Origin of the sequence: Pseudoxanthomonas helianthi, from assembly GCF_017939625.1 — a bacterium.
GTDB classification, from domain to species: domain Bacteria; phylum Pseudomonadota; class Gammaproteobacteria; order Xanthomonadales; family Xanthomonadaceae; genus Pseudoxanthomonas_A; species Pseudoxanthomonas_A helianthi.
The window spans coordinates 274,312-300,304 of the sequence record NZ_JAGKTC010000002.1 but is presented as its reverse complement, the minus strand read 5'-3'; the positions used below and the strand labels follow the sequence as shown (position 1 = coordinate 300,304).

The following is a 25,993-nucleotide window of genomic DNA, read 5'->3' as shown; positions in this document are numbered from 1 at the left end:
TCCCTGTAGGAGCGACCTGTGGGAGCTCGCTCCCACGGATATCCTTCCCACCAAGCTCGTTGCTATGAAACCTTCGGCCGCACCATCACGTGCACTTCCGCCAGCTGCTCGTCCGGAATCGGCGACGGCGCACCGGTCATCAGGCACTGCGCGGTGGTGGTCTTGGGGAACGGGATCACGTCGCGGATCGATTCGGTGCCGGCCATCAGCGCGGCGATGCGGTCGATGCCGAAGGCGATGCCGCCGTGCGGCGGCGCACCGAACTTCAGCGCGTCGAGCAGGAAACCGAACTTGGCCTCGGCCTCTTCCGCGCCGATGCCGAGCAGCTCGAACACCGCGCTCTGCATCTCCGGACGATGGATGCGGATCGAACCGCCACCGATCTCGTTGCCGTTCAGCACCATGTCGTAGCCGCGCGATACCGCGGTCTTCGCATTGGCGCGCAGGTCGGCGATGTCGTCGACCGCCGGCGCGGTGAACGGATGGTGCAGGGCCACGTAACGCTGCGCTTCGTCGTCCCATTCGAACATCGGGAAGTCGGTGACCCACAGCGGCTTCCAGCCGTCCTGGACCAGGCCGAAATCCTTGCCGGCCTTCAGCCGCAGGGCGCCCATGAAGTCGCTGACCTTGTTGTACGCGCCGGCACCGAAGAACACGATGTCGCCATTGCCGGCGCCGACGTGCTTGAGCAACGCCGCGAACGCATCCTCGGCGAAGAACTTCCGGATCGGCGACGAGATCTCGCCGGCTTCGTCGATCTTGACGTAGGCCAGGCCCTTGGCGCCGTGCTTGGCCGCGTGCGCCGCGTATTCGTCGATCTGCTTGCGGCTCAGCGACGCGCCGCCGGGAATGCGCAGCGCGGCGACGCGCCCGTCCGGGTCGGCGGCGGCGGCGGCGAACACTGCGAACTCGCTGGACTTGACCAGCTCGGCCACGTCGACCAGTTCCAGCGCGATGCGCAGGTCGGGCTTGTCCGAACCGTAGCGGCGCATCGCCTCGGCCCAGGTCATGCGCGGGAACTGCGCGTCGAGTTCGACATCCATCACTTCGCGGAACACGTCGCGGATCATCCCTTCCACGGTGTCCTGCACGTCGCGCTCGCGCACGAAGGCGAATTCCATGTCGAGCTGGGTGAACTCGAGCTGGCGGTCGGCGCGCAGCGCTTCGTCGCGGAAGCAGCGCGCGATCTGGTAGTAGCGGTCGAAGCCGGCCACCATCAGGATCTGCTTGAACAGCTGCGGCGACTGCGGCAGCGCGTAGAACTCGCCCGGATGCATGCGCGCCGGCACCAGGAAGTCGCGCGCGCCTTCCGGCGTGGCCTTGGTCAGGATCGGCGTCTCGATGTCCTGGAAGCCGCGCGCGTCCAGCCAGCGGCGCAGCGCCTGCACCAGGCGGATGCGGGTGCGCTGCTTGCGCTGCATCTCCGGCGTGCGCAGGTCCAGGTAGCGGTACTTCAGGCGGATGTCCTCGCCCGGGTTCTCGTGGGCGTGAAACGGCAACGGCGCGGCCTTGTTGAGGATCTCGATCCTCGTCGCGATCACTTCGACCTTGCCGGTGCGGATCTTCGCGTTCACGGCTTCGCGCGCGCGGACCACGCCGACGACCTGCAGCACGTCCTCGTAACCCAGCGACGCGGCGACCTTGAACACCTCGGCATTGGACGGGTCCACCGTCACCTGGACGATGCCCTCGTGGTCGCGCAGGTCGATGAAGCACACCCCGCCAAGGTTGCGGGCGACGTCGGTCCAGCCGCACAGGGTGACGGTCTGGCCGATCAGGGCCTCGTCGACGAGGCCGCAGTAATGGGTACGCATGGGGGACTCCGGAGGGGGAACCGGCGCAGGACGGAGGCCGGAAAAGCCGGCTATTTTGCGACGGGGCCGCCAGTCCGGCAAATCTCCGCCCGGCCTTGGCCGGAAGGCCGGTTGAAGCTGAACGGGGCCGGGGTATAGTCCGCCCACTCGTCCGTAGGGGATACCGCCATGTCGCGTTTGTTGCCTGCCGTCGTCTTCGCCCTGGGACTGCTGTTCGCAGCCCCGCCCGCCTTCGCCCAGGCCCAGACCCGGGCCTATGCCCCGGAAAACCTGCGCACCCTGTCGGTCGCCGACCAGACCCGGGTGATCCGGCTGGAATATGCCGAACAATCGGGCGGCCGGACCATCCCCGCCGACCAGCTGCGCTTCTACCTTGACCAGGTCAACCGCTCCAACTGGGGCTTCAGCCGGATCAAGGCCGACATCGCCCAGTCGCTGGGCGGCAACGGCGGCACCCGGCCGCCGGTCGGCGGCCAGACCATCGTCTGCGAAAGCAAGAGCAACGACGCGCGGCGTTGCGTGCCGCCGTGGCGCGGCCCGTCGCGGCTGGTGCGGCAGCTGTCGAACAGCCCCTGCGTCGAGAACAGCACCTGGAATTCGCAGGACCGCCTGATCACCGTGTGGAAGGGTTGCCGCGGCGAATTCGCGCCCGGCACGAACGCGCAGACCATCCGCTGCGAAAGCAAGGGCAACGATGCGAAGCGCTGCACGCCGCCATGGCGCGGTCCGTCGCGACTGGTGCAGCAGCTGTCCAGCAGCCCCTGCGTCGAAGGCCGCACCTGGAATTCGCAGGACGGCCTGATCACGGTGTGGAAGGGCTGTCGCGCCGAATTCGCCCCGCGCGGCCTCGGCGGCGGCAATTCCGGCAACTATTCGGTCACCTGCGGCAGCGTCGGCAATCGCTACACCACCTGCGCCTGGAACGGCCGCTACGGGCGTCCGGCGCTGATCCAGCAACTGTCGAACGCGACCTGCCGCGAAGGCATCAGCTGGGGTTATTCGGGCAACCAGATCTGGGTCAACAACGGTTGCCGCGGACGCTTCGGCGTTCGCTGAGATGCAACGAAGGGGCCGGAAGGCCCCTTCTTCTTTTCCGCGATCCTGATATCCGATGCGCGGATCAGCTCACGATGAAGACGACGATGGCGCGGTCGGTGCCGGCGTCGGCTTGGCTTCGGTCTTGGCCGGCGCCGGTTCGCCCGCCGGCTTGTCGGCGGAAGGCTTGCCGCCCTCGCCGCCTTCGGCCAGGTTGCGCTTCTTGTCGCCGTCCTTCTTGAAGTCGGTCTCGTACCAGCCGCTGCCGGACAGGCGGAACGCCGGCGCGGTCAGCTGGCGCTTGATCGCGTGCGCGCCGCAATTCGGGCAGGTGTCGGGGTCGGGGTCGGACAGCTTCTGCAGGCGGTCGAAGCTGTGGCCGCATTGGGTGCATTCGAAGGCGTAGATCGGCATGTCGGCAGGTGGGAAGGTTGCGGATGCGGGCTCAGATAGGGTCGAAGGCGCGGCGTTCAAGCCGCGTCGTACAGTTCCGACCAGGCCTGTTCGGCCCGTTCGAGGTCGGTGGACAGGGTCTCGCGGCGTTGCCCCAGCTCACGCAGGCGCGTGGCGTCGCTAGCCGTGGCCGGGTCGGACAACTCGGCGTCGAGCGCGGCCAGCGCGTTCTCCAGCTCGGCGACCTTCGCTTCGGCGGCGGCCAGCTTGTGCGGATTCGGCGGTTTCCGGTTGGCACCGGGCTTGACCGTCGGCACCGGCGGCGGTGGCGGCGCGCCTGCCTGCTGCGCATCGCGTTGTTCGATCTTGCCCTTGGTGCCCTGTGCGGCGGGGCGCGTGCGCAGCCAGGCGGCGTATTCGTCCAGGTCGCCGGCGAACGGCTCGACCTGGCCGTCGGCGACGCGCCAGAACGTATCGCAGACCAGGCCGATCAGGTGACGGTCGTGCGAGACCATGACGATGGCGCCGTCGAAATCGCTCAGCGCCTCGGCCAGCGCTTCGCGCATTTCCAGGTCGAGGTGGTTGGTCGGTTCGTCGAGCAGCAGCACGTTCGGCTGCTGCCAAGCGATCAGGGCCAACGCGAGGCGCGCGCGTTCGCCGCCGGAGAAACCGTCGACGACCTCGAACGCGCGATCGCCGGGGAAGTTCCACTTGCCGAGGAAATCGCGGAACGCCTGGGTCGGCGAATCCGGCGAGATCTCGCGGAAATGGTCGATCGGGGTCTGGCCTTCGTGCAGCGATTCGACCGTGTGCTGGGCGAAGTAGCCGATGCGCAGGTCCGGATGCGCGCTGCGCTCGCCGGCGACCAGCGGCAGTTCGCCGACCAGGGACTTGACCAGGGTGGTCTTGCCGGCGCCGTTCGGGCCGAGCAAGCCGATACGGTCGCCGGCTTCGAGACCGAAGCCGACGTCGTGCAGGATCACCGCGTCACGGCCGTAGCCGGCTTCGCCATGGTTGATGCGGATCAGCGAGTGCGGCAGCTTGTTCGGCTCGGCGAACTCGATGCGGAATTCGCGCTCCACGCGCACCGCCTCGGTACCGGCGAGTTTCGCCAGGCGCTTCATCCGCGACTGCGCCTGCTTGGCCTTGCTGGCCTTGGCCTTGAAGCGGTCGATGAAGCTCTGCAGGTGCGCGCGTTCGGCCTGTTCCTTCTCGTGCGCGATCTGCTGCTGGCGCAGTTGTTCGGCGCGCTGGCGTTCGAAATCGGTGTAGCCGCCGACGTACAGCTTCGCCCCGCCGCCGTGCAGGTGCAGCGTGTGGGTGGCGACGTTGTCGAGGAATTCGCGGTCGTGCGAGATCAGCAGCAGGGTGCCGGGATATTTCAGCAGCCACTGCTCGAGCCACAGCACCGCGTCCATGTCGAGGTGGTTGGTCGGTTCGTCGAGCAGCAACAGGTCGGACGGCATCATCAGCGCGCGCGCCAGGTTCAGGCGCACCCGCCAGCCGCCGGAGAACGCCGACACCGCGCGCCGATGGGTCTCGGCCGGGAAGCCGAGCCCGTGCAGCAGCTTGCCGGCGCGCGCCTCGGCGTCGTAGCCGTTCAATTCGGCGATGCGCAGGTGCGCGGCGGCGACCGCGTCCCAGTCCTCGGCGGCGGTCGCGTCGGCCTCGGCCTTCAGCGCGGCGGCCACTTCGGTATCCCCGCCGAGCACGAAATCGATGGCTGCGTCGGGCAGCGAGGGGGTCTCCTGGGCGACGCTGGCGATGCGCACCTTGCCGGGCAGGTCGACGTCGCCCCTGTCCGCCTCCAGCTCGCCGCGCACCGCGGCGAACAGGCTGGACTTGCCAGTGCCGTTGCGTCCGACCACGCCGACCCGGTAACCCGCATGCAGGGCCAGGTCGACGTTGGACAAAAGGAGGCGCTCGCCCCGGCGCAGGGCGAAGTTGCGGAAGGAGATCATGCAGCCATTTTAGCCTGCCGCACGACCCGCCTCCCATCGGTCATTCCTTGTCCGGGTCCTCGACCTTGAACGGATTGGCCTTGCTCGGCGCGGTCGGCAGCGGCGGACGCGGAAGCACGGCCTCGCTGTTCGCGGCCTGCCACAGCATCGCCGCCATGATCGTCGCCGCCTGGCGCACGTCGTCCGGCGGGGCGTGGTCGAGCGTGTCGATGTTCGAGTGGTGCACGCGACTGCCGTAATCGAGCGGATCCTGGATGAATTGGAAACCGGGCAGGCCGACCGCCTGCATGTACTGGTGGTCGGTGCCGGTGGTGCGGCCGGCGACCACCGTGCCCGCGCCCATGCCGTCGAACGGGGCCAGCCATTTCTTCAGCAGCGGCGTCGCCGCCACGTTGTTCTCGGCGTAGATGCCGCGGATCTTGCCGGCGCCGTTGTCGAGGTTGAAATAGGCCTTGAGCCGGTCGTAGTCCGGTCCCTTGCTGATAGGAAACTGCGTCGTCCATTTGACGAACCGCTCGACGCCGTAGGCGTTGCTGTCGACCGGCCGCGTCGCGAGGTGCTTCTCGATGTACGCGATGGAACCGAGCAGGCCTTGCTCCTCGCCCGACCACAGCGCGAAGCGGATGGTCCGCTTCGGTTTCACCCCCAGGCTCTGGATGATCCGCGCGGCCTCGATCACGACTACGCTCGGCACGCCGTCGTCGGTCGCGCCGTCCGCGGCGATCCAACTGTCGAAATGGCCGCCGGCCATCACGTAACCGGCGCCCGCGTCGCTGCCGGGAATGTCGGCGACCAGGTAATCGGCGTCGGTGTCCGCGTCGTTGGTGTGGGCGGCGATTTCCAGGCTGATCACCGGCGGCTTGCCGGCGATTTCCAGCCGTGCCAGCCGGCGATAGTCTTCCGACGACAGTTCCATGAACGGCAGCGCCAGGCGCTTGGCCGGATCGATGTTGTAGCCCTCGCCGGTGACCAGGCCGTTTTCGCGATAGCTCTTGCGCACCATCGCCAACGCACCCTCGGCCTTGAGGAACTGCGACAGTTCGTAGGCGAACGAAACGGACTTGGTGAAGTCCTTGTACGGCTCCAGTTCGTCGCTCGGCAGTTCGTACTTGTCGAGATCGGCCAGCTCCTTGCCGTCGAAGCGATGGAACTGCGGCTTGTCGGACTGGCTGGCCTCGCCCGGCAGGCTGACCAGCACGATCTTGCCGGCGAGCTTGCCGCGCCACTTGGCGAAATGTTCCTTCTTGCTCATCGGCGCGAGGATCACCGGCGCGCTGATCGCGCCGTTGGTTGGCGGCGTCCACGCGACCGGCATCGCGGTCATCGCGATCGTGCGCGGCTGCACCATCTTCGCGCTCCAGCCATCGAGGTTCCAGTTGACGCCGAACGGATACGACTCCTTGTGCACGTTGCTCAGGCCATAAGCCTTGAACTTGCCCAGCGCCCAGTCGGCGGCCTTGTCGAAGTTCTCGGAGTTGGTGAGGCGCGGGCCGATGCCGTCCATCAATTCGGATGCGTTGGCCATGGCCTGGCTGTGGCTCAGCCCCTCGTCGACGATCCGGGCGATCTGCGCGTCGGTGGCATCGGCGTGCGCCGAACGCATCGGCTGCGCGACCAGGAACAGCGCCGTGGCGGCGGCGAGAAGTTTGCGTTGCATGGCGACCCCTTCGGATTGAGCGTCGCGCCGTTCGCGCGCGCCGGGCAAGACTACCGCGGGCGCTTCGAGGTCCGCGTAGGCCAATCGGCATGGGCGGAGGACGTTCGTCACATCGAGCCAAGCGAGATGACGGGAGGAAATAACGCCAGCTTCGATAACTTCTGGTTATAAGCAGATGAGATCTGCTTGGGGCCCGCACCTCTCCGTTAACGAATAATTGACCTTACATTGCAGTGCAACAACACGGATCGGCCCAGCCGGATCCGGCGCAGGTCCACCTTCGTTTCCAGGAGTCCCGATGTTCCGCAACCCCTCCCCCCTCGCCGCAGCGATCCTGCTGTCCCTCGCCAGCCCCGCCTTCGCCCAGGATGCGCCCAAGGCCGAGGGCGCCAAGACCCTCGATACCCTGATCGTCACCGGTACCCACGTCGCCGACCGCACCGTGGCCGAATCGCAGTCGCCGATCGACATCATCACCCCCGAGGCCCTGCAGGCGACCGGCACCACCGAGCTGGCGACCGCGCTGGCCCGCGCGCTGCCTTCGCTGAACTTCCCGCGGCCGGCCATCACCGACGGCACCAGCGGCGTGCGCCCCGCGCAGCTGCGCGGCCTGTCGCCGGACCAGGCGCTGGTGCTGGTCAACGGCAAGCGCCGCCACATCTCCGCGCTGGTCAACGTCAACGGCAGCATCGGCCGCGGCTCGTCGGCGGTCGACTTCAACGCGATCCCGATCGCCGCGATCGAACGCGTCGAAGTGCTGCGCGACGGCGCCTCGGCGCAGTACGGCTCCGACGCCATCGCCGGCGTGGTCAACATCGTGTTGAAGGGCGCCGGCAAGGGCGGCAGCCTGGCGGTGGATTTCGGCGGCTATTCCGCCGGCGACGGCAAGCAGTACCAGTTGTCCGGCGACACCGGCGTGTCGTTCGCCGACGGCCGCGGCACCCTGCACCTGGCCGGACAACTGGCCCAGCAGAACGAAACCGACCGCGCCGGTCCGTACCAGGGCACGCCCGGCGTCGCGCCGACGCCGAACACCGGCAACAACCCGGGCCTGGGCGAAGTCGCCTTCGTCTATGGCGATCCGAAGGTCGATGCGGGCGCGGTATCGGCCAATGCCGGCTTCGCCTTCAACGACCACGTCGATGCCTACGCCACCGCGATCGCCAGCAACCGCGACATCGATTCGTTCGCGTTCTACCGTTCGAAGAACCACAGCGGCCAGGGCGCGCTGCTGGCGCAGGTCTATCCGGACGGCTACGTGCCGCAGATCAACCAGGTGTCGAAGGACCGTTCGCTGGTCGCGGGCGTCAAGGGCAGCACCGACAACGGCTGGCGCTGGGACGTAAGCTACAACTACGGCTACAACCACCTCGATTTCTACACCCAGAATTCGATCAACTACAGCCTGGGTGCGAGCAGCCCGACGCGCTTCCACGACGGCGCGCTGGAATACACCCAGAACCTGCTCAACGCCGACTTCGCCAAGACCCTCGACATCGGCCTGGCCTACCCGGCCACGTTGTCGTTCGGCGCCGAATACCGCCGCGAGAAATGGAACCAGTCGCCGGGCGCGCCGGATTCCTACTTCGGCTCGGGGGCGCAAGGCTTCGGCGGCTTCACCCCGCGCAACGCCGGCCATTACGACCGCCACAACTACGCGGTGTACGCGGGGCTGGAAGCCGACCTGACCGACAAGTTCTCCGCCGGCATCGCCGGCCGCTACGAAGACTATTCGGACTTCGGCGACCAGACCTCGGGCAAGCTCTCGGCGCGCTATGCCTTCACCGACAAGGTCGCGTTGCGCGCCACCGTCGCCAGCGGTTTCCGCGCGCCGGCGCTGGCCCAGCAGCACTACCAGGCGGTGACCACCAACTTCAGCAACGGCGTGGCTTTCGAAAGCGGCACGTTCCCGGCCGCCGGCGCTGCGGCGCAGGCGCTCGGCGCCGATCCGCTGAAGGCCGAGACCTCGCTGTCGTACAGCCTCGGCCTGGTCTTGCAGCCGGTCGATCGCCTGTACGTCACCGTCGATGCGTACCAGATCGACATCGACGACCGCATCGTGCTGTCGTCGAACATCCCGCTGGCCGGCAACGCGGCGGCGCAGGCCCTGCTCGCCGGCTTGGGCATCACCGGCGTGACCAGCGCGCGTTACTTCACCAATGCGATCGACACCCGCACGCGCGGCTTCGACGTGGTCGGCAGCTATTCGGTGCCGCTGAGCGCCAGCACGCTGAACTTCACCGCCAGCTACAACCGCAACAAGACCGAGGTGACGCGCATCGCGCCGAACCCGCCCGAGCTGACCGCACTGGGCGCCAACCTGCGTCGCCTCGGCCGCGACGAGGAAGGCCGCATCGAGGAAGGCTTCCCGCACGACAAGTTCGCATTGAACGCGGCCTGGAACCTCGCGCGCTGGGATTTCAACCTCGGCGCGACCCGCTACGGCGAGTTCACCACGCGCTACGCCGAAACCGCCGCGGCGATCCGCCAGGTCGACCAGACCTACGGTGCGAAGTGGGTGATCGACGCCTCGGCCAACTTCCGTCCGGACGAACGCTGGACGCTGACCCTGGGCGCGGACAACCTGCTCGACGAATATCCGGACCGCACCAGCGCGTACACCAACAACGAGGGCCAGTTCCCGTACAGCAGCCAATCGCCGTTCGGCTTCAACGGCGCTTATGTGTACGGACGCATCGCCTACAAGTGGTAACCCACGACAACCTTTGCTGCTCAGGCGCCCCCGGCACCCGCCGGGGATTTCTTATGAACGTCAAAATCGAGACGACAATTCGGCTCACTCCGCAGGCGAAAGTAAAACCTGGGGCGACCCCAGATCATCGGGCGAACACACAGCAGCGGACGCCGAAACCACGTAGTTGACGACTAAGGCGATGCGAGGCATCTACATCCAATTCAAGATGCGTTCCCTTGCTCCGCTGAAGCACTTTCTATCTCTTGGCCCTTCAGCATGATCTTATCGCGACGTCCGGTTTGTGGATCGGTTCGATGGAGATAAAAATTCTTTCCTTTAAAAGGGCCAGCCATCAGGTCAAACATCATTGCCTCACCCAGTTTGTTTTGCGGGTTGGCGAAGGGGCTCACGAATTCGACCAACCACAGACGATCGCCTGATTGCCAATCTTCTAACGCCAAATGTTCACCCTCTTCCAACTTCTTTTCCGACGACTCTGATAGATATGCCCAGATGGCTACGCCCAAAGGCAGTTGTTCTATACCTGTCTGACTCATCCCAATGGCTGCAAAACCGGCCGGATCGATATTTTCCATACCGGACAGCGGCCCGAAGCGAAAAATACGGAACTGCTCACGCAGGATAGCTGGCATGAATGACCATTCAAGATCCTTCAATTTCAGCTCCCGATGCAATGGCGATTGGCTCAGCAGCCATATCACCTGCCCCAAAGCTTCGGCTATGGTGCGCGGGGCGCCGGATGGCGGCGTGGACGCTATGGATTCGATCATTCAGATTATCCTGTCAGATTGGTAGTCGCGCATAATCGTCACCCAAGAGTGCCGACCACGATCCATACTGCTGAAACTATACCGAAACGCGGTAGTCGGGCAGCGAAGTCAGCAATTCCACAACCTTAGGGTCCCGGCGCCGCTCTAGTTCCGTGAACGGCTCCACCGAGAAAGCGGCCATCGCCTCGATCATTTGGAAGCGCTTCTTCTGAGTCAACGCGAGCCCATTGTGCAAGGCAGATTCACCTATCGTAAGTGTCGGCTCAAATACTTCGGCATCTGCAGACGCAGCAGGCACGATTTGCTCCGCCAACTCCGATCGCGACGATACAGGCCTGTTATCAACGACAGGTTCCAGATCTGCCAACACTAGCTCATCAGCCTCCAAAACATCTTGTCGCGAAGCCTTTAAAGCGCTCTCCACTCCATACATTTTCCGAGCCACACTTGAGGGCGGCGCGTCCTGATCCGCCCGGCGATCCACCTTGCCTGGGGCAACATCCCCCATGTCGAATTCAGCCAAATCTACTACCGAACTCCATGCCGCTAAATCCACTGGCTTTTGTGAAGGCCCCCATGGAAGTTCCACATCTGAATATTGTTCATTTCTAGTTCTCCATCCACTTCTCCATCCACGAAATTTCTCTCCGATAAGTGGGCTATTAGACAATTCAGTATTCAGAATCTCATCCAACAAAATAGGTCGCCACGCTTCGTTAAAAACCTTCAAAAAGTACTTTTTCGAATCGCCTGTTGACTCACCATGTGTGTCCTGAATAAGGCTGACTGATTGTCTACCGGCCATATACGCCAAGAATACATCGCCGATGTCGCTCACACTGCCGTCCGCGTAAGCAAAACGAGAGCTTGCATACAGTGTGTTATCGATCTCAGTGTACGGGTTAGCGCCGGTGGGGACGCCATGCAGATCGATCGATGCGATACCGCGATCCAGTAAGAAGGCCAGCTCATCCGTTTGACTGACGCCATCTTGATTGACATCCTGCCACACCTGAAACTCGACGTAACGCGCATCCCCTCGGTCGAACAGGCCATTGCCATTGCTGTCAAACGCAGTAAGCCCTTCGAGATCGGAGAACGCCCCAGGATTGTCGGAGATAAAAGATATCTCGCTGCCGCTATCAATCAAACCGTTGCGATTCCGGTCGAGGACTAACAGGCCGTCATCTGGCTTCACCCACCCAGTCTTGTCAAGAATTCCGTCATCATTCATGTCAAACATAATCGCTGAGGAAGCGAGACTTATCAGCTCAACGCCGTCCCCATCAATATCAAACACAACTGGGCCAGTAGCCGCATTGCCATATACATCAATTTTTGCAATAGAAGACAACCCACCGCTATCGGTTGCTCTTACATATATTGAAGCGTATTCACCTCCATACACCGTCGCTCCCACATTCAAAACGCTTCCCGAAATTGACGCGCTGCTTATCCAGCTGCCCCCTTGAATGCTGGAAATGCTATACGTGATTGCACTCTTTTCCGGATCTGTCGCCCAAAGTTGAAGAGATAACGTTCCGTACTCACCCGCACTCCATACGAATATGCCAGACGGCCCAGTTGACGATGGGAAATTGGGAGCCTCGTTTACGTCTGTCACATTGATCGTCAGCATCTTGTTGGCTGCGAGCCCAGAACCTCCCCGATCTTTGACTGTAACTTGTACCTGATGACTGGTGGCAGCTTCGTAATCTACTGCTCCCTGCAAGTACAACTGACCTGTCGTCGCATTGATCGAAAACCGACTGGTATCTCCTCCCGTGAGGCTATAGCGGAGATCCCTGTTGTAGCTCTGAGTATCCGGATCGGTTACTGCAACGGTACCAATAAGAGTCTGACCAGCTCCCGGCGAACTTTCGAGTATTGAGAACGATGAATTGGTGATAACAGGGGATTCGTTAACATCTTCAATTCGAACAACGACGTTAGTCGCCGCCGAGTTCAAAGCTCCGTCTGTGGATCTGACGGAAGCGGTGTAGGAGACCTCCTGCTGCCCATCGGCATCAACGTCCGTCAGCGTAACGCCGCCTGCCGCCAGCAGCGCTTCGAAATCCGTGTTGAAGCCGCCATTGAACTTAAGTTGATTGCCCGACATCGCGAACCAGCCTTTGGGATCGCTGGCGAGGCTGTAGGCAGGCGTAGTGCCGTCGGGGTCCGTTGCAGAGAAGGTGGCGACCACCGCATTGGCCAATGCAGTGCCTTCCGTCGAAGTAGTGACCGGCTGGGTGGCGATCGTCGGCGTCGCAGGTGCCTCGTTGACGTTGCTGACGGCCACCGTGAAGTTCTCATCCCGCGTCGCAACACCATCGCTTACCCGCACGGTAATCGCATGGGACGTCGCCGACTCGTAGTTCAGCAAGCTCCCGTTCGCAACAGTCAGTTGGCCGTTTGTGGCGTTGATGGCAAAGCGCCCGCCGGCACTGTCGACCAAGCTGAACGTCAACGTATTCCCGGCGTCCGGATCCGCGCCGTTGAAGGTTCCCACCAGCGTTCCATTGGCCGCATTCTCGGCCACCGCCAAGCTGCCGCTGCTGATGTCGGTGGGCACGTCGTTCGCATCCTCGATGCGGACGGTGATGGAGCGCGTTGCTGGTGAATTCAAACTACCATCGGTGGACAGAACGTCCGCGGTATAGACCACCTCCTGCCTGCCATCGGCGTCGATATCGCTGAGCGTCATGCCCGCCGCCTTGAGCGTCTCGAAATCGAAGCTCAAGCCTGCACGGAATTTGAGCTGACTACCGACGACCTCAAACCAACTGCGCGGATCACTGGAGATGACGAACGACGGAGTCGTTCCCTCCGGATCGGTGGCAGTCAGATTGGCGACTACCTGACCAGCCAATGCCGTATTCTCAGCAGCCAGGGTGATCGGCTGGGAGCCAACGGCGGGTGTGGTGGGCGCTTCGTTGACGTTATTGATGGTAACCGTGAAGTTTTCGTCGTAGGTCAATCCACCCGCGTCAGTGACGCGCACCGTGATCGTATGGCTGGCCGCGGCTTCGCGATCCAACAGACTGCCATTACTTACCGTCAACTGACCGGTGCTGGCGTTGATCTGGAAGCGGCCGCCGGCATTGTTCGTCAGACTGTAGGTCGCCCCGCTGGTGCCGTCGGGATCCGCGTGGCCGAATTGTCCAACCACCGTCCCCGTGGCAACGGTGCCAGCTGCAGTTGATTCGTTGACAGCCAGAATCCCCGACGTGATATCGGTCGGTCGTGCGTTGATCGGAATGCTCAAGGTCTTGACCGTCTGCGCGGTCTGGCCCGTCGCGATTTCCTTGGATATGGCGGTCACGGTCAAGGCTGCGGAACCAGTCAGGTCTTGCGACCAGGTCGAAGGGCCGGTGAGCAGCAGTCCCGTCAACTGGGCCTGTGTCAGCGACCACACGCCATTGCCCAGGTTGGTTCCCTGGTTGAGCGAAAGCCCCGTAGGGATATTGGAAACACGGATTTCCAAGGTCTCCGAGCCATCCGCATCCACCAATGCCGACTGGATATTCAGCGCCAGAGAGCCCGAGTCCAGAGTCGTATTGGCACCGAACGTTGGCACCGTCAGACTTGGCGCATCGGCAAGCGGGTTAATGTTGAGCGTGAATGTTCTGGTGCTTTCCAGTCCGCCCGGATCCTTGGCGCGCAAGGTAATGTCGACGCTGCCGCTCCGATTGGAAGCGCCCTGTACGGTCAGTGTATAGACGCCATTGACCGGACCGCTGACGGTAGGCGCATTGACCTGACCATTCGCCGCAGTTGCGGTGACATTCAGAAAATCGACCGGCGTGATGTCGTCCGCGACGGTGAATTGCAGAGTCAGCGCGCCATCTTCGTTGATTGTCTGCGTTCCGATCGCCTGGATGACTGGAGCCCCATTGGCATCCCAGTGCTGCTTCCATTGGTTTTCAAATGCGTAGTCGGCATGCAACGTGTTGTAGGCGGCTTGGGTAGAAGGCTTTGTATAGCCTGCCATCAACGTGACCAAACCTTCCGCGTTGATCGTGTCGGAGTAGTGTTCGCCCGCGATAATGAAGTCGATCTTGTAATTGGCCCGATCGGAAGCAGTGGCCGTCAGGTACCAGTCCTTGACCGTGGTCTGGACCGTAGTTCCGACTACGGAAATGACCAGATCGTTACCGTTGCGCGCGAACCACAGCCGGTCGCGGGTAATACCCTGGTAACCGATCGCGTCGATGTCGGTGCCATTGGGGTCGTAGTTCTGGATGGTGTCGGCACCCGAGTCCAGATCCACGATGTAGATGTCGCTGTCGTCGCCACCAATCAGCGTGTCGTTACCCTTGCCGCCGATCAGTTGGTCGTTGCCGGCCTGAGCGTCGATCAAATCGTCGCCGTCACCACCATACAGTACATCGTTACCACCGCCTCCGTAGATCGTATCGTTCCCGGTGCCACCATCGATGACATCCGCCCCTGCACTGCCGGTGAGGCTGTCGGCATACACAGAACCCACGAGCCTTTCAATGTCGACATAAACATCGCCATCGGCCTGGCCACCGGTTCCGCCCATTCCCAGGTTGGCAACTACTCCTTCGGTCGCCCACTCGTACGTCGCCGTATCCATGCCGGCGCCACCTTCCAACCTGTCTGCACCTTGCGCCCCATAAAGCACGTCATCGCCATCGCCGCCCAGCAACAGATCATTACCCAAAGCTGCACGCAACACGTCGGCACCACTTCCGCCATCCAGGAGGTCGTCACCCTCTCCACCCCACAGGGCGTCATTGCCTACCCCGCCATACAGCTGATCGTTGCCGATGCCGCCGTCAAGTAGATCATCTCCATCTTCGCCGTAAAGGACGTCGTTTCCGTTATCTCCATACAGCGAATCGTTGCTCAGGCCACCCCAGAGCTGATCGTTGCCATCCTGTCCGTTGAGACTATCGACCCCGTCACGACCGTACAGATCGTCGTCGCCGTTGCTCCCGGACAGAACATCGTTCCCGGTCCCACCATCCATGATGTCGCGATTTGCCTGACCGGTCAGCGTGTCGTCTCCGGCAGTTCCATACCAATAATCATCCTGGTTATTGACGGTAAACGTCAAAGTCCTTGTGTAGCTCAAACCCGCCACGCTTCCACCGCGGTCGGTGACCGTGACATTTACCGACACGGTCGTGCCGGCTTCGAAGTCCAGTGCTCCGCCGGCCTTCAGGTACAGTTCGTTGCCATTGACGATTTCGAAGCGGCTGTCGGCCACGCTATAGGCCAAGGACGCGAAATCGAAGCTACCAGCACCGGCGTCGGGATCGGTGCCGGCCAGTGTGCCCAGCTTGATGGCGGGCAGCGAAGCACCCTGCATCGGATGGTCGCGTTCGTCGATCGATGAAACCGCCGGCGTGAAAGCAATGGCGATCGGCGCCTCGTTGGCGTCTTCGACCAGGAAAGTGAACTGGGTCGGCGCAGAGGCCAGTTGCCCGTCGCTGGCTACGACCGTGGCGGTCAGGCGGACTTCCTTGATCCCGTCGCCATCGGTATCTTCCAGCGTCTTGCCTGCGGCCAGCGCCTCGAAGTCAACTACGACGCCAGATTTAACCCGAACCGTCGTGCCATTGACCTCCAGCAAATCGCCGGGGTTATCAGTGATCTGCAACGATGGCGCGGTATTGTCCGGGTCGCCCACGGTCCAAGCCGGCGACACGCTGGCGCCAGTCGCGTTCTCCGATACCACCGCAGGGGTATTGTTGCCGGTTGGAGTGATGATGTACGGGGTTTCGTTGACGTTGCGCACCGTCACCGCGAAGGTCTGATCCGACCATGCGCCGTACGCATCGGTGACGCGGACCGTGATGCTGTGGCTCGCCGCCGCTTCGTGGTTCAGTGCGTCGCCACCGTTGGCCACGGTCAGCTGTCCATCCGCACTGATGGCGAAACGTCCCCCCGCGTTGTCCATCAGCTGGAAAGTGGCCGTCGCTTGCGGGCCATCCGGATCCTGGTGCGTGAAAGCACCAATCGAAGCTCCCGTCGCCGCCCCTTCGTCGATGGCCAACGTGGCTGGCGGCACCACGGCAGGCGCATCGTTGACCGGCGTAATTGCGACGTCGACCGTCTGCTGGACATGATTGCCGTCGGCATCGGTGATCGTGATGACGAACTGGTCGGCACCATTCAGGTTGGAACCCGGCGTGTAGGTCCACGCACCCGTGGCCGCATCGAGGGATACGGTACCGAGTGCCGGCAGGTTCGCTACGCTATAACCGGTGATGTTGTTGTCGTGGTCGCTGGCGAGCACCTGGCCGCTGAGGGCGGTATCTTCATTGGTAACTACGGCCTGGTCCGCCACCGTTGGCGCGGCCTTGCCGCCGACGTGCCAATAGTCGTCGAGCAAGTCGGTCACCGCTTGCGGCATGCTGGTCGGCACAGTCGCCGAGGCCTGCTGCATGGCGTCGATCAAGGGAGTGGCCGTACCCAGGAACAATGCGCCGCTGCTGGTAGTGATCTTGTATATCCGAGTGGCGGAGGCATCCGCCAGCAGGAAATTGTCCAGCGTGATCACGGTACTGCCACCGATGACCGATATCACCAAGTCGTTGCCAGATCGGGCAATCCAGATTCGCGAGGCATCTGCGTCGGTGATGACCAGTTCGTTCTTCAGGCCGTCAGCATCGATGACCGTATCGGCTCCGCTGTTGGCATCGAACACATAGACGTCGTCGCCGCTGCCGCCCAACAACTGGTCGGACCCCGCTTCGCCGGCCAGGATGTCATTTCCCGCGCCGCCTTCGAGCGTGTCGTCGCCGAAGCCGCCGGCCAGACGATCGTCATCTGCTTCACCACGCAGGATGTCGTTGCCGTCCCAGCCACCGAGCGTGTCCTTGCCTGCGCCGCCGTACAGCGTGTCGTTGCCATCGTCGCCAGTCAGTTGGTCGTCGCCGGCGTCGCCGAGCAGCGTATCGTCTTCAGATCCGCCACTGAGCAGGTCATTGCCTGTGCCGCCTTCCAGCCGGTCGATGCCTTCGTCGCCAGACAATGCATCCGCGCCGTCGCCGCCATAGAGGACGTCGTCTCCTGCACCACCGACCAATACATCGTCGCCGCCGCGGCCGTCGAGTGTGTCATTGCCACCCAAGCCGATCAGGCGATTGGCTCGCGCATCACCCTGGATCAGGTCGCCGAACAGGTTGGTACCCGTGACGTTCTCGATCGTACTGACGCCGGCAGCATCCTTGACCAGTACGTCGCCCGTCGCATGGCCCCCGCTCACGGTAGACGTTGCCAGATCGGCGATGAGCGCCGCATCCGAAGTGACGTAGCGGATCGTATCGCCGTAAGGCTTACCCGCCTCGGCCGCCAAGCCAAGACTCACGCTGTCGCTCCCACCGTCCAGCGTGTCGGCCCCCGCACCGCCTTCCAGCGTATCGTCGCCATTGCCGCCAATGAGCGTCTGGCTACCGTTCAGCGCCCCGGCGAGGACATCGTTTCCATCCAGGCCATCGATGGTGATGCCGGAGCTGGTTCGTACGAGAACATCGTCTTGGTTCGTCGGGGTTCTATCATCCCGGTAGACGGTAAGATCAATCGTCAATCCGTCAGCAAACTGCAGCATCTCGACCGCACGTCCTTGGACATACTGGTCGCGCAGCGAAACGATCCGTTGTCCCGTTGCGGCTTCGCCGATCCCCAATTCGTTTCCGAACCGGTATATGGTCAAGTCCGACAAACTGAAGCGCGGCGCCGCCAGAACGACGGTATCCGTACCGCTGTCGCCACCCGTCGTTAACGTCTCGATCACCTGGTTGCCGCCCGAGACCTTGTTGACGTATTCCGTCCACCTGGCGACCCACGTGGAGGCTGTGGGCATGGCAACCTGTGTGGTGTACGTGTAATCCGTACCGTCTACGCTCTGGTAGACGACGGTTCCCGTCGCGCGATTGGTAATGGTCAGGCGATACTTATGCCGATCGCCCTGTGGAGTCGTACCAAACCCAAGGTACTCCCATGCGGCCAGATAGTCCGTACTGTTGAACTCGCCGGCCGCGTTCACGATCTCTTTTGCGGCGTAAGTGCCTTCGTTGATCTTTACGCTGGAAACAACGCTGCTTCCCGTGTTGATCTCGTACGTGTCGTCGCCAGCGCCGCCGAACAGGAAGTTGGCGTCCGCACCCTTGAAATAGTTGTCCGCGCTGTCGCCGCCGAGATACTGGACGTAACCCGTCCGACCCTCCAGCCCTTCGATGCTGTCGAACTGGTCTCCGGCCGCGGAGCCGGCAAACAAGTTCGAATAGGCGTTGTCGAGATAGGCGTTGACCACGCGGGTGGCGCCGGCGTAAGAGGCGATATCCATACCGTCGCCACCGAACATGAGGTCGACTCCGGACCCGCCGTCCAGCAGGTCGTCGCCGGCGCCGCCGTACAACACGTCGTTGCCGTCGTTGCCTTTGAGCGTGTCGTTACCCGCATTGCCTGCGAGGATGTCATTGCCCAACCCGGAATCGATGGCGTCGTCGCCGCCATTGCCGGTGAGCCAGTCGACCCCCGTAGTGCCGGTCAGCGTGTCGTCGGCATCGGTGCCCCCATCAAGGTTCATCGTGCTGACTGCGTGACGACCGGTGGCGGCGAAGACGAAGTTCTCGATCGACTTGCCGACGGTGAACCAGTCCTTGATTGCGATCCGGTCGGCCGTCCCATCGAAGCCTGCGGCGCTGTTCTCCTCTCCGACGGCCAGCTCCAGATCGTTGCCGTTGCGGCGCAGCTGAACGTCCTGGATATCGATGCCGATGCCGAATTCGAGCGTGTCGGTGCCTGCATTGGCCGCGACATTGCCGTTGACCGCGCCGCCATGGCGCTTCAGCGTCTTGGTTTCGTCGTTCCAGTCGTATTGGCCCAGCCACTTAGAGCCGTCGAAATAGACCACACCGTTCTTGGTGACCGTGCCGTCGGCCTGTAATACATAACCGTTGGCGTAGACGCCGTTCTGCCAGACCAGGTCCCAGTTGTTGACGAAGTCGTCCATCAGCACGTCGCGGCCATCGCCGCGCGAGTAACGGAACACGTCGTCGCCGGCACCGCCCACGACCGTGTCGTCGCCGCGGCCACCGGAGATCAAGTCGGAACCGGAGTTGGCGCCAAGGCCACCGTAGACGAAGTCGTTGCCATCGTCGCCGAACAGCGTGTCGTGGCCGCTGCCGCCCAGGACTTGGTCGTTGCCGGACCCGCCCAGCACCCAGTCGTTGTCGCCATCGCCGGCGGCGAAGTCGTTGCCGCCGCCGCCATTAACAAAGTCGTCGCCGGCCAGTGCGCGGATGACGTCGTCACCACCGCCTCCATAAATGAAGTCGGCGGCATAGCTTCCCAGGATGACATCGGATTCGCCGCTGCCGATCATGAACGAGGTCATGTCGCCGATGCGGAACTCTTCGCCGTCGGCGAAGCGCAGCCATTCGATTTTCCGGCTGCTAAGGAACCAATCCTGGATAGTGAGCTCATCACCGGTCAGTACGCCGACGCCATTGGCGTCCAAAGCCGCCAAAGCGATGATCAGATCATTGCCGGAACGACGTAGCTGGATGTTGGCCGCCGAGATCCCGACACCGAATGCAATGGCGTCTTCGCCTCCCTTGACCGAGCCGTCGACTTCGTAATCGCCGTCACCGGCCCAGTTTCGCGCCAGCGTGCCTGCGCGGATTTGGCCGTACCGCGCATCGATGCTGTCGGCCGATCCTCGCACATCACCGGGGCTGCCCGCATCGAAGACGACGTCTTTGCCATCGCCGAAGGCGAAGATGTATTGGTCCGAGCCTGAGCCACCGAAAATCATCGCCTCGCCATTAACGCCGCGATCATCCCCACTTCCAGCTTGGAGAATATCACCACCCGATCCACCGACGAGGCGGTCGTTTCCGGCACCACCTTGGAGCCAGTCGGATCCGGCTCCGCCATACAAGCGGTCGCTCCCGTCACCGCCATAGAGATAGTTGCCGTTGCCAGCGTCCACAGAAACGGCTGCCGCCTCGGCAGCCATATCGGAGGCCGCGAACGAACTATTGGCCACATTTCCCGCAAAGATTACGTCGTCTCCTGCATCTCCCAGCAACCAATCATCTAGCTTTCCACCAACGAGTAAATCGTTACCTGAGCCACCAAGCAGGTCGTTGCCGAGATCTCCACCAACAATTTTGTCATCGCCAGCGCCCCCATCAATCACTGCCGAGACATCAACTCTGAAGATTGAGTTTTCACCGAGTCCTCCATTTATCGTGAGACCAGTCGTTGTACCCAATTGATCTCCAACAACAGTGATTACATCATCTCCATCGGAACCAGAAATAATATCCTTTGATGCAGTCTCGATAGTGTCGCCCAAGGAACCGACCCAGACTCCTTTCCCATCGCGAACGATAAACTGCCTTTCTTTTCGCTCCTTAAGATCCATGATCAGGTTGCCTGCGGACAACGCCATGCCGTCTACAGCCCCATCAGGAAGCTCATCTAGAAGCACGCCGTAACCCCCGACCCAGTCAGTGCTAGCTCGTTTGTTCAGCCCCAATTCCAACACCCTGGCAAACGTCACAAGCCAGCCTGCAGCGAATGCGGAATCCGGCTCAGCAGTGATTAGCGCGTTTATTCCAACGGGATCGCTAAGGTATGTCGCATAATCGGAAGCGACCGCAAAATCACTAAAAAGAGTTTCCGATGAAAATCTACTCGGATCGTCGGAAAAAATCTTTGTATTAGCAGCCAACGCGCGCTTGGCATAGATATCCCCACCTGCCAATTGGGGCAACATACTATTGAGCGCAAAAAAAGTCCCGTAGCCAATAAGCTGATTAACGTCACGGGTTCTAAACGTAATGTTCCCATTGATACGATAAACGAAATCCTTACCACGGGTTCCATAATTACCAGCTTGGACTTTGCGTGGATCAACTAACGCACCGCCGACATAATCCAAGACCCCATTGATGCTAGCGGCGACAGAATCCGCAAATCCGCGGGCGCTGTCCTTGGACGCGTGGTTTTTTGCCCATACTTGCCCAGTAGAGAACTTTTGCTGGCCATCGTCCCAGACAACCTCCGCGCCAGATACTGGCGTTTTGGCGAACAACGAACCTATCAGACCACCCAATATATAGCCCACGAAGGCACCAATCAGAGCTCCAACTGGGCCAGCGAAGGCTCCAAGCTTCATGCCCATCAGCATCCCTTCAGATGCTGCGGCAATGCCGATCATTGAGCCCACGGCGGCACCGAGAGATGCACCAATCTGACCTTCGACCGTATCGAACTGGATAACCCTGGAGGCCAGCTTTGTTCCAAGGTACGTAGCAACTACCGTTGCTATATTTGCTAGATCAACCAGGTTAACGCCATTCATCGCAGGCGCACCCGTTGCAATATTCGTAACAATCTGCGTCAGCGTTTGCGATGCAAGCGATTGACCGATATCTCCAACTACGGTTCCATCTAATCCTGCCGCATGAATGATCTCGCCGACAAGATACGAGGACACTGCTCCGGCGAGATTCGTCCCGATATCCGTTGCAAATCCATCGAAGGCGCTTTTCATCGCCTCCATGCCGGATTTCCCCACGGCCAGAAACCCTATTGCTTCAGCAAAATTACCGCCTGCTGCCTGCAGAACTGCAGATCCGAGAGTGCGCTCAAGCGGGTCATCAAACAAAGTTGTACTCAGCGCACTACCAAACGCGGAGCCAACTGCAGATAGATTTAGGCCGAAGAATTCGACGTTGTCTACCGTTGTCTCCTCTCCAGTAGCTTCGCTAAAGGTCTTTTCCTGACTAACCCTCAAGCCACCTCTCGTGTAAACAGTTTGCGTACGTTCCGGCACCCCATTGTGATTTACATCAACTGTTAACTCTCCAACATAGACGAAATCATTCGCTCCAGGCTGGCTATTCAGCGATATTTTGCGAAAAACAAATGTTCTGTCAGCCTTTCCCATCAAGACACTTGAGTATGTCTTGGTAGTTTGATCGTAGAGGCCATCGCCATCTAAATCTATGCTGACGACGTCGACATACTCACCATATCTGTTTACGCCGCGTACCGTCAGGGTATTTCCGTCAACAATTTCTGAAGAATTAAGGACATAACCATGGGGAAGTACAGAGATAGACCTAGCATCGTCTCCCGGAGGAATTACAAGAGTAATTTCAGACTCCGGAATGAGCTTAAATTTGGTGACTCCATCGACATCGTTGTAGACGACGGTTGCATATCCCTCAAAGTCAGAGATGCCGAGTTCTCTCTGTAGGGCGCGATACGCATACGCCTCATCGGCGTGGGCGGCGATATCAGTAACCAGATGGTATCCGCCCAATGAATCCTGCAAATATAGAGGGGGCACCTTGACAACTAACCCTACGGCCCCGTTTATCTGCGAAGTCGCGCTTGGAACAATATCGTTGTCATCGTTATAGTTGACTTTGTGGTCGCCCAAATACTGCCAATCCGCATTGTTTGCAGAAACCCCATTCCTTGCTAACGCCTCTGAAAGATCAGTCCCAAAGGCAGCGGACGCCATCCCCACACTAGACACATTGACGCCATCAAGCCAACCTTTGGAGTGCGCGTACAAGATTTGTACATTTCCTAAGGCATTGGAAAGCGAGAATGTTGGGAAGTAAATGTTGTCATAACCAGAAAATCCAAATTGGCCATATAGCTGGTCTACGAATTGAATCGCATCGTCCAGCTGCGCAGGGGCCAACATGTTCGGGATAGCGCCTTGTACATCCGCCTTGATTGCGTCATTCCAGAAATCGGAATCAAATTGGGTAGGCGTGCACGTTATGACAAGAGAGTTACTGGCGGCGTGATAAATCGCTACCGCTTGGAAGCCCGTTGCACGATTGTTGGTAAATTTCAAAACCTCCCAGCCAATGGGAAGTGCTTTTTGCGCTTCCTCAATGCTATTTCCCTTAAAATTGCCTGGGTCGATAAGTTGACTATAAGCAGCCAGCCTCAATTGAATGAAGTGACTACTGATCGACGGAATATCGTACAGGCCCGCGAAATAGGCCTGATACTTATTGATATCTCGCTTCGGGATTTTCGGAAGAACTCGAGTAGCCATGGCTAGTCCCCCACTTCAGTAATTGAAACGTTCGCGTCATCCAGTAAAACTAGCGCTGGACGTCCTTTTAGAAATTCGATCTGCGTGTTACAACCGGACACAGTCGATATGTCAACAGATCGAACTTTGACTCCCTCTCGAAAAATCTGCACATCTTTATCGGTCACTATCGCCATGAGCTTGTCTTCCCCTCGCTCCGCCAATCCATGAATTGAATCGAATTTCATTACGATTCGATCATCACCAAATTCACCTTGACGTCTTGTGGTCTGCAGGAGCGCTTTGCCTCCCTCTTTAGCCCGCGAGTAGTCGACGGCAACCGTCGACATATCGGGCAGGCTGTAATAGCGATCAACGTAGGGACGGACCGATAATGTTGATTTGACCAGCGAACTGGTAGGCACCGTCCTTAGCTCGCAGTCGATCGTACGTAGCCCGGACGGCCCGAAGCTTACGAAACCAGATCCTATGGGATCCCAAAACAAAGGCCTCTCGTCCGTTGAGGCGACCATGCGAATGAAGGAACTTGCATTTGTTGATACGTACACCATCTTGCGTTCTGATGGTGGACCTTTCGTTGCTTGTGCAAGCCAGCAACCGCTGCCACGCTTGAGGACATTAAGTGAGGCCCGAAACGGGAGATGGATTTCATCAAGCAAACGAGTCTGCCCCGTCACAACGTCAAACTCGATGAGTTTCAGCCGATCTCCCAACGCTTGCGCAGCTTCCGGTCCGACCTCCAACCAGCGTATGTGGCCATCCTCCATGAGCATCAACCGCGGCCTTTGGGTGCGCAGTTGATAGCTGAGCTGAATTGGACGTTTTTTAGAAAAGTCCACTATATTTAATGTGGTCGGATACCCGAGCACTTCCTGCGAACACATCTGCAAGTAGACGGCCGAATCATTGCCAGTTATCAGACTGTCCCCATATGGCACAGTACACCCTGCGTCATTAGGCGGTCGTCTTGGCCCTATTGCGGCCCTCCCCTCGTTACCCGCAATGTCCTGACAACTTGCTAGCGTCGATACGCCAATTGCCAATGCAAGCACCAATGTCCGCGTAATATGTTTCAATGTTGTGATCCATAAGCGGACTCTTCTCTTCCTCATTTCGCCGTGACCCGCCGGCGCTATGCTGCAGTCAGGTGGTTGTATGTTGTCGTTTTGATCGTTCATCTCTCCCGCCCCGCCTCTTGCACCCGGCGCGCCAACGGCGAAAGCAGATACTCGATAATCCGCCGCTCGCCCGTCTTGATCTCCACGTCGGTCGCCAGTCCAGGCGCCAGATAGATTTTCGCACCGCCAATCTCGATCCACGGATGCGACAACTTGATCCGAGTCGGATAAATCAACCCTTGCTTCTCCTTTTCTACCGCATCCCGACCGATCTGCTCGACCCTTCCCGCCACCACCCCGTATCGGGTGAAGGGATAGGCCTCCAGCTTGATCTCGACCGGTTGCCCCTCATGCACGAAGCCGGCATCGCGGTTCAGCACCATCGCCTCGACGATCAACTCTTCGCCCTTGGGCACGATGATCAACAGCGGATCCGCCGGCTTGACCACTCCGCCCAGCGTATGCACCTGCAGCTGCTGCACCGTGCCCGCCTCCGGCGCCACCAGCACGGTACGCTGCGCCTTGTCGGCAGCTTTCTTCAACTCTTCCGCACGCAGTCCACGAGCCGCCTCGGCCTCGGTCAGCGCATCCAAGGCCTCTCGCGTGAACTCGCTACGCTGCTTGGCCAATTGCTGCACGACCGCCGCCTCGCCCGCGACTGCCTTGCGCTGTTCCTCACGCCGAATGGCCAGATCCTGGCGCATGCCGACTACACGTTCCTTGACCTCGGACACCCGCAACTTGGGTACATAGTTGTCGCGACTGAGCAACTCCATCTTGTCCAACTGCTCCGTCGCCAGCGGCAACTGCTCCTCCAGCTTCGCCACCTCCGCACCGACCATGCCCAGGTCGCCCGCACGCTGACGCCGCTCCTGCCGCAACGCCGCGGTCGCGGTTTCGTATTCATGCACCTTGGCCTGGACAAGGGCCTTTTGGATATCGACCAGATCGGCCGGTGCGGTGGCCGGCGCCTGGAACTCGAACGGCTTACCCGTGATGTAGTTCACCAGCGCGCGCGCGCGGGCGACATCGATTTCGGCCGTGAGCAGAGCACGGCGCGCCTGCTCGACTTCTGCCGCGCTGACCGTCGGATCCAGTTCGATCAGCGGCGCGCCCTTGGCCACTGCCTGTCCCTCGACGACATGGATGGCACGCACCACACCGTTGTCCGAGGACTGGATGATCTTCACCTGGCCGCGGGGCACGATCTTGCCTGAGGCGACGGCGACGATGTCGATCTTGCCCAGCACCGCCCAGAGGATCGCCAGCACCAGGAACGCCAGCAGCGACCACAGCACCGCCCGCCCGACGGGACTGGGCGGACGCTCGAGGATTTCCAACGCCGCCGGCAGAAACTCTGGTTCGGCACTCGGCTGGTAATCGCGTCGCCGCTCGCGATCCAGTTGCAGGCTTTCCTTCAGGACTCCCCAGTGCTGGCGCAGGCGTTCGAACATGAT

The 25,993-nt window shown here is 61.0% G+C and carries 10 protein-coding genes; 2 read left to right on the top strand and 8 right to left on the bottom strand.

Features of this window, described 5'->3' with window-relative positions; translation table 11 throughout:
* Window positions 1-62 precede the first annotated feature (62 nt).
* Window positions 63-1,814 carry an aspartate--tRNA ligase gene (aspS, locus tag J5837_RS09030; protein ID WP_210536431.1) on the bottom strand — a complete coding sequence of 584 codons (1,752 nt, stop codon included), beginning with the start codon at window positions 1,812-1,814 and terminating at the stop codon, window positions 63-65.
* Window positions 1,815-1,982: 168 nt separating this feature from the next.
* Between aspS and J5837_RS09025 the strand changes: the two genes are divergently transcribed.
* Window positions 1,983-2,870 carry a DUF3011 domain-containing protein gene (locus J5837_RS09025; RefSeq protein ID WP_210536430.1) on the top strand — a complete coding sequence of 296 codons (888 nt, stop codon included), beginning with the start codon at window positions 1,983-1,985 and terminating at the stop codon, window positions 2,868-2,870.
* A gap of 69 nt (window positions 2,871-2,939) precedes the next feature.
* Here the strand turns inward: J5837_RS09025 and J5837_RS09020 are convergent, their stop codons facing one another.
* From J5837_RS09020 to J5837_RS09010, 3 genes are read right to left on the bottom strand one after another with little or no spacing between them, the layout of a single operon-like run.
* On the bottom strand, window positions 2,940-3,263 hold the full coding sequence (locus J5837_RS09020; protein ID WP_210536429.1) for an FmdB family zinc ribbon protein: 324 nt from the start codon (window positions 3,261-3,263) through the stop codon (window positions 2,940-2,942).
* Window positions 3,264-3,319: 56 nt separating this feature from the next.
* Window positions 3,320-5,203 carry an ABC-F family ATP-binding cassette domain-containing protein gene (locus J5837_RS09015; protein ID WP_210536428.1) on the bottom strand — a complete coding sequence of 628 codons (1,884 nt, stop codon included), beginning with the start codon at window positions 5,201-5,203 and terminating at the stop codon, window positions 3,320-3,322.
* A gap of 40 nt (window positions 5,204-5,243) precedes the next feature.
* A complete protein-coding gene (locus J5837_RS09010) occupies window positions 5,244-6,860 on the bottom strand; it encodes a M20/M25/M40 family metallo-hydrolase (protein WP_210536427.1) in 1,617 nt (538 codons plus the stop codon).
* 298 nt (window positions 6,861-7,158) lie between these two features.
* Here J5837_RS09010 and J5837_RS09005 point away from each other — a divergent pair, with 298 nt between their 5' ends.
* The gene (locus J5837_RS09005) at window positions 7,159-9,573 is read left to right on the top strand and encodes a TonB-dependent receptor plug domain-containing protein (RefSeq protein ID WP_210536426.1); all 2,415 of its coding nucleotides are present in this window, start codon (window positions 7,159-7,161) and stop codon (window positions 9,571-9,573) included.
* A gap of 203 nt (window positions 9,574-9,776) precedes the next feature.
* Here the strand turns inward: J5837_RS09005 and J5837_RS09000 are convergent, their stop codons facing one another.
* From J5837_RS09000 to J5837_RS08925, 4 genes are all read right to left on the bottom strand, one after another.
* Complete coding sequence (locus J5837_RS09000) at window positions 9,777-10,346, bottom strand: toxin-activating lysine-acyltransferase (protein ID WP_210536425.1); 570 nt, start codon at window positions 10,344-10,346, stop codon at window positions 9,777-9,779.
* A 76-nt stretch (window positions 10,347-10,422) separates the two neighbouring features.
* Entirely contained in the window at window positions 10,423-23,418 is a 12,996-nt protein-coding gene (locus J5837_RS16515) for a cadherin domain-containing protein (protein WP_280518221.1), read from the bottom strand.
* 2 nt (window positions 23,419-23,420) lie between these two features.
* Window positions 23,421-24,302, bottom strand: coding sequence for a hypothetical protein (locus tag J5837_RS08930; protein ID WP_210536424.1), 882 nt, complete (start codon window positions 24,300-24,302; stop codon window positions 23,421-23,423).
* Window positions 24,303-24,592: 290 nt separating this feature from the next.
* On the bottom strand, window positions 24,593-25,990 hold the full coding sequence (locus J5837_RS08925; RefSeq protein WP_210536423.1) for an HlyD family type I secretion periplasmic adaptor subunit: 1,398 nt from the start codon (window positions 25,988-25,990) through the stop codon (window positions 24,593-24,595).
* Window positions 25,991-25,993 lie beyond the last annotated feature (3 nt).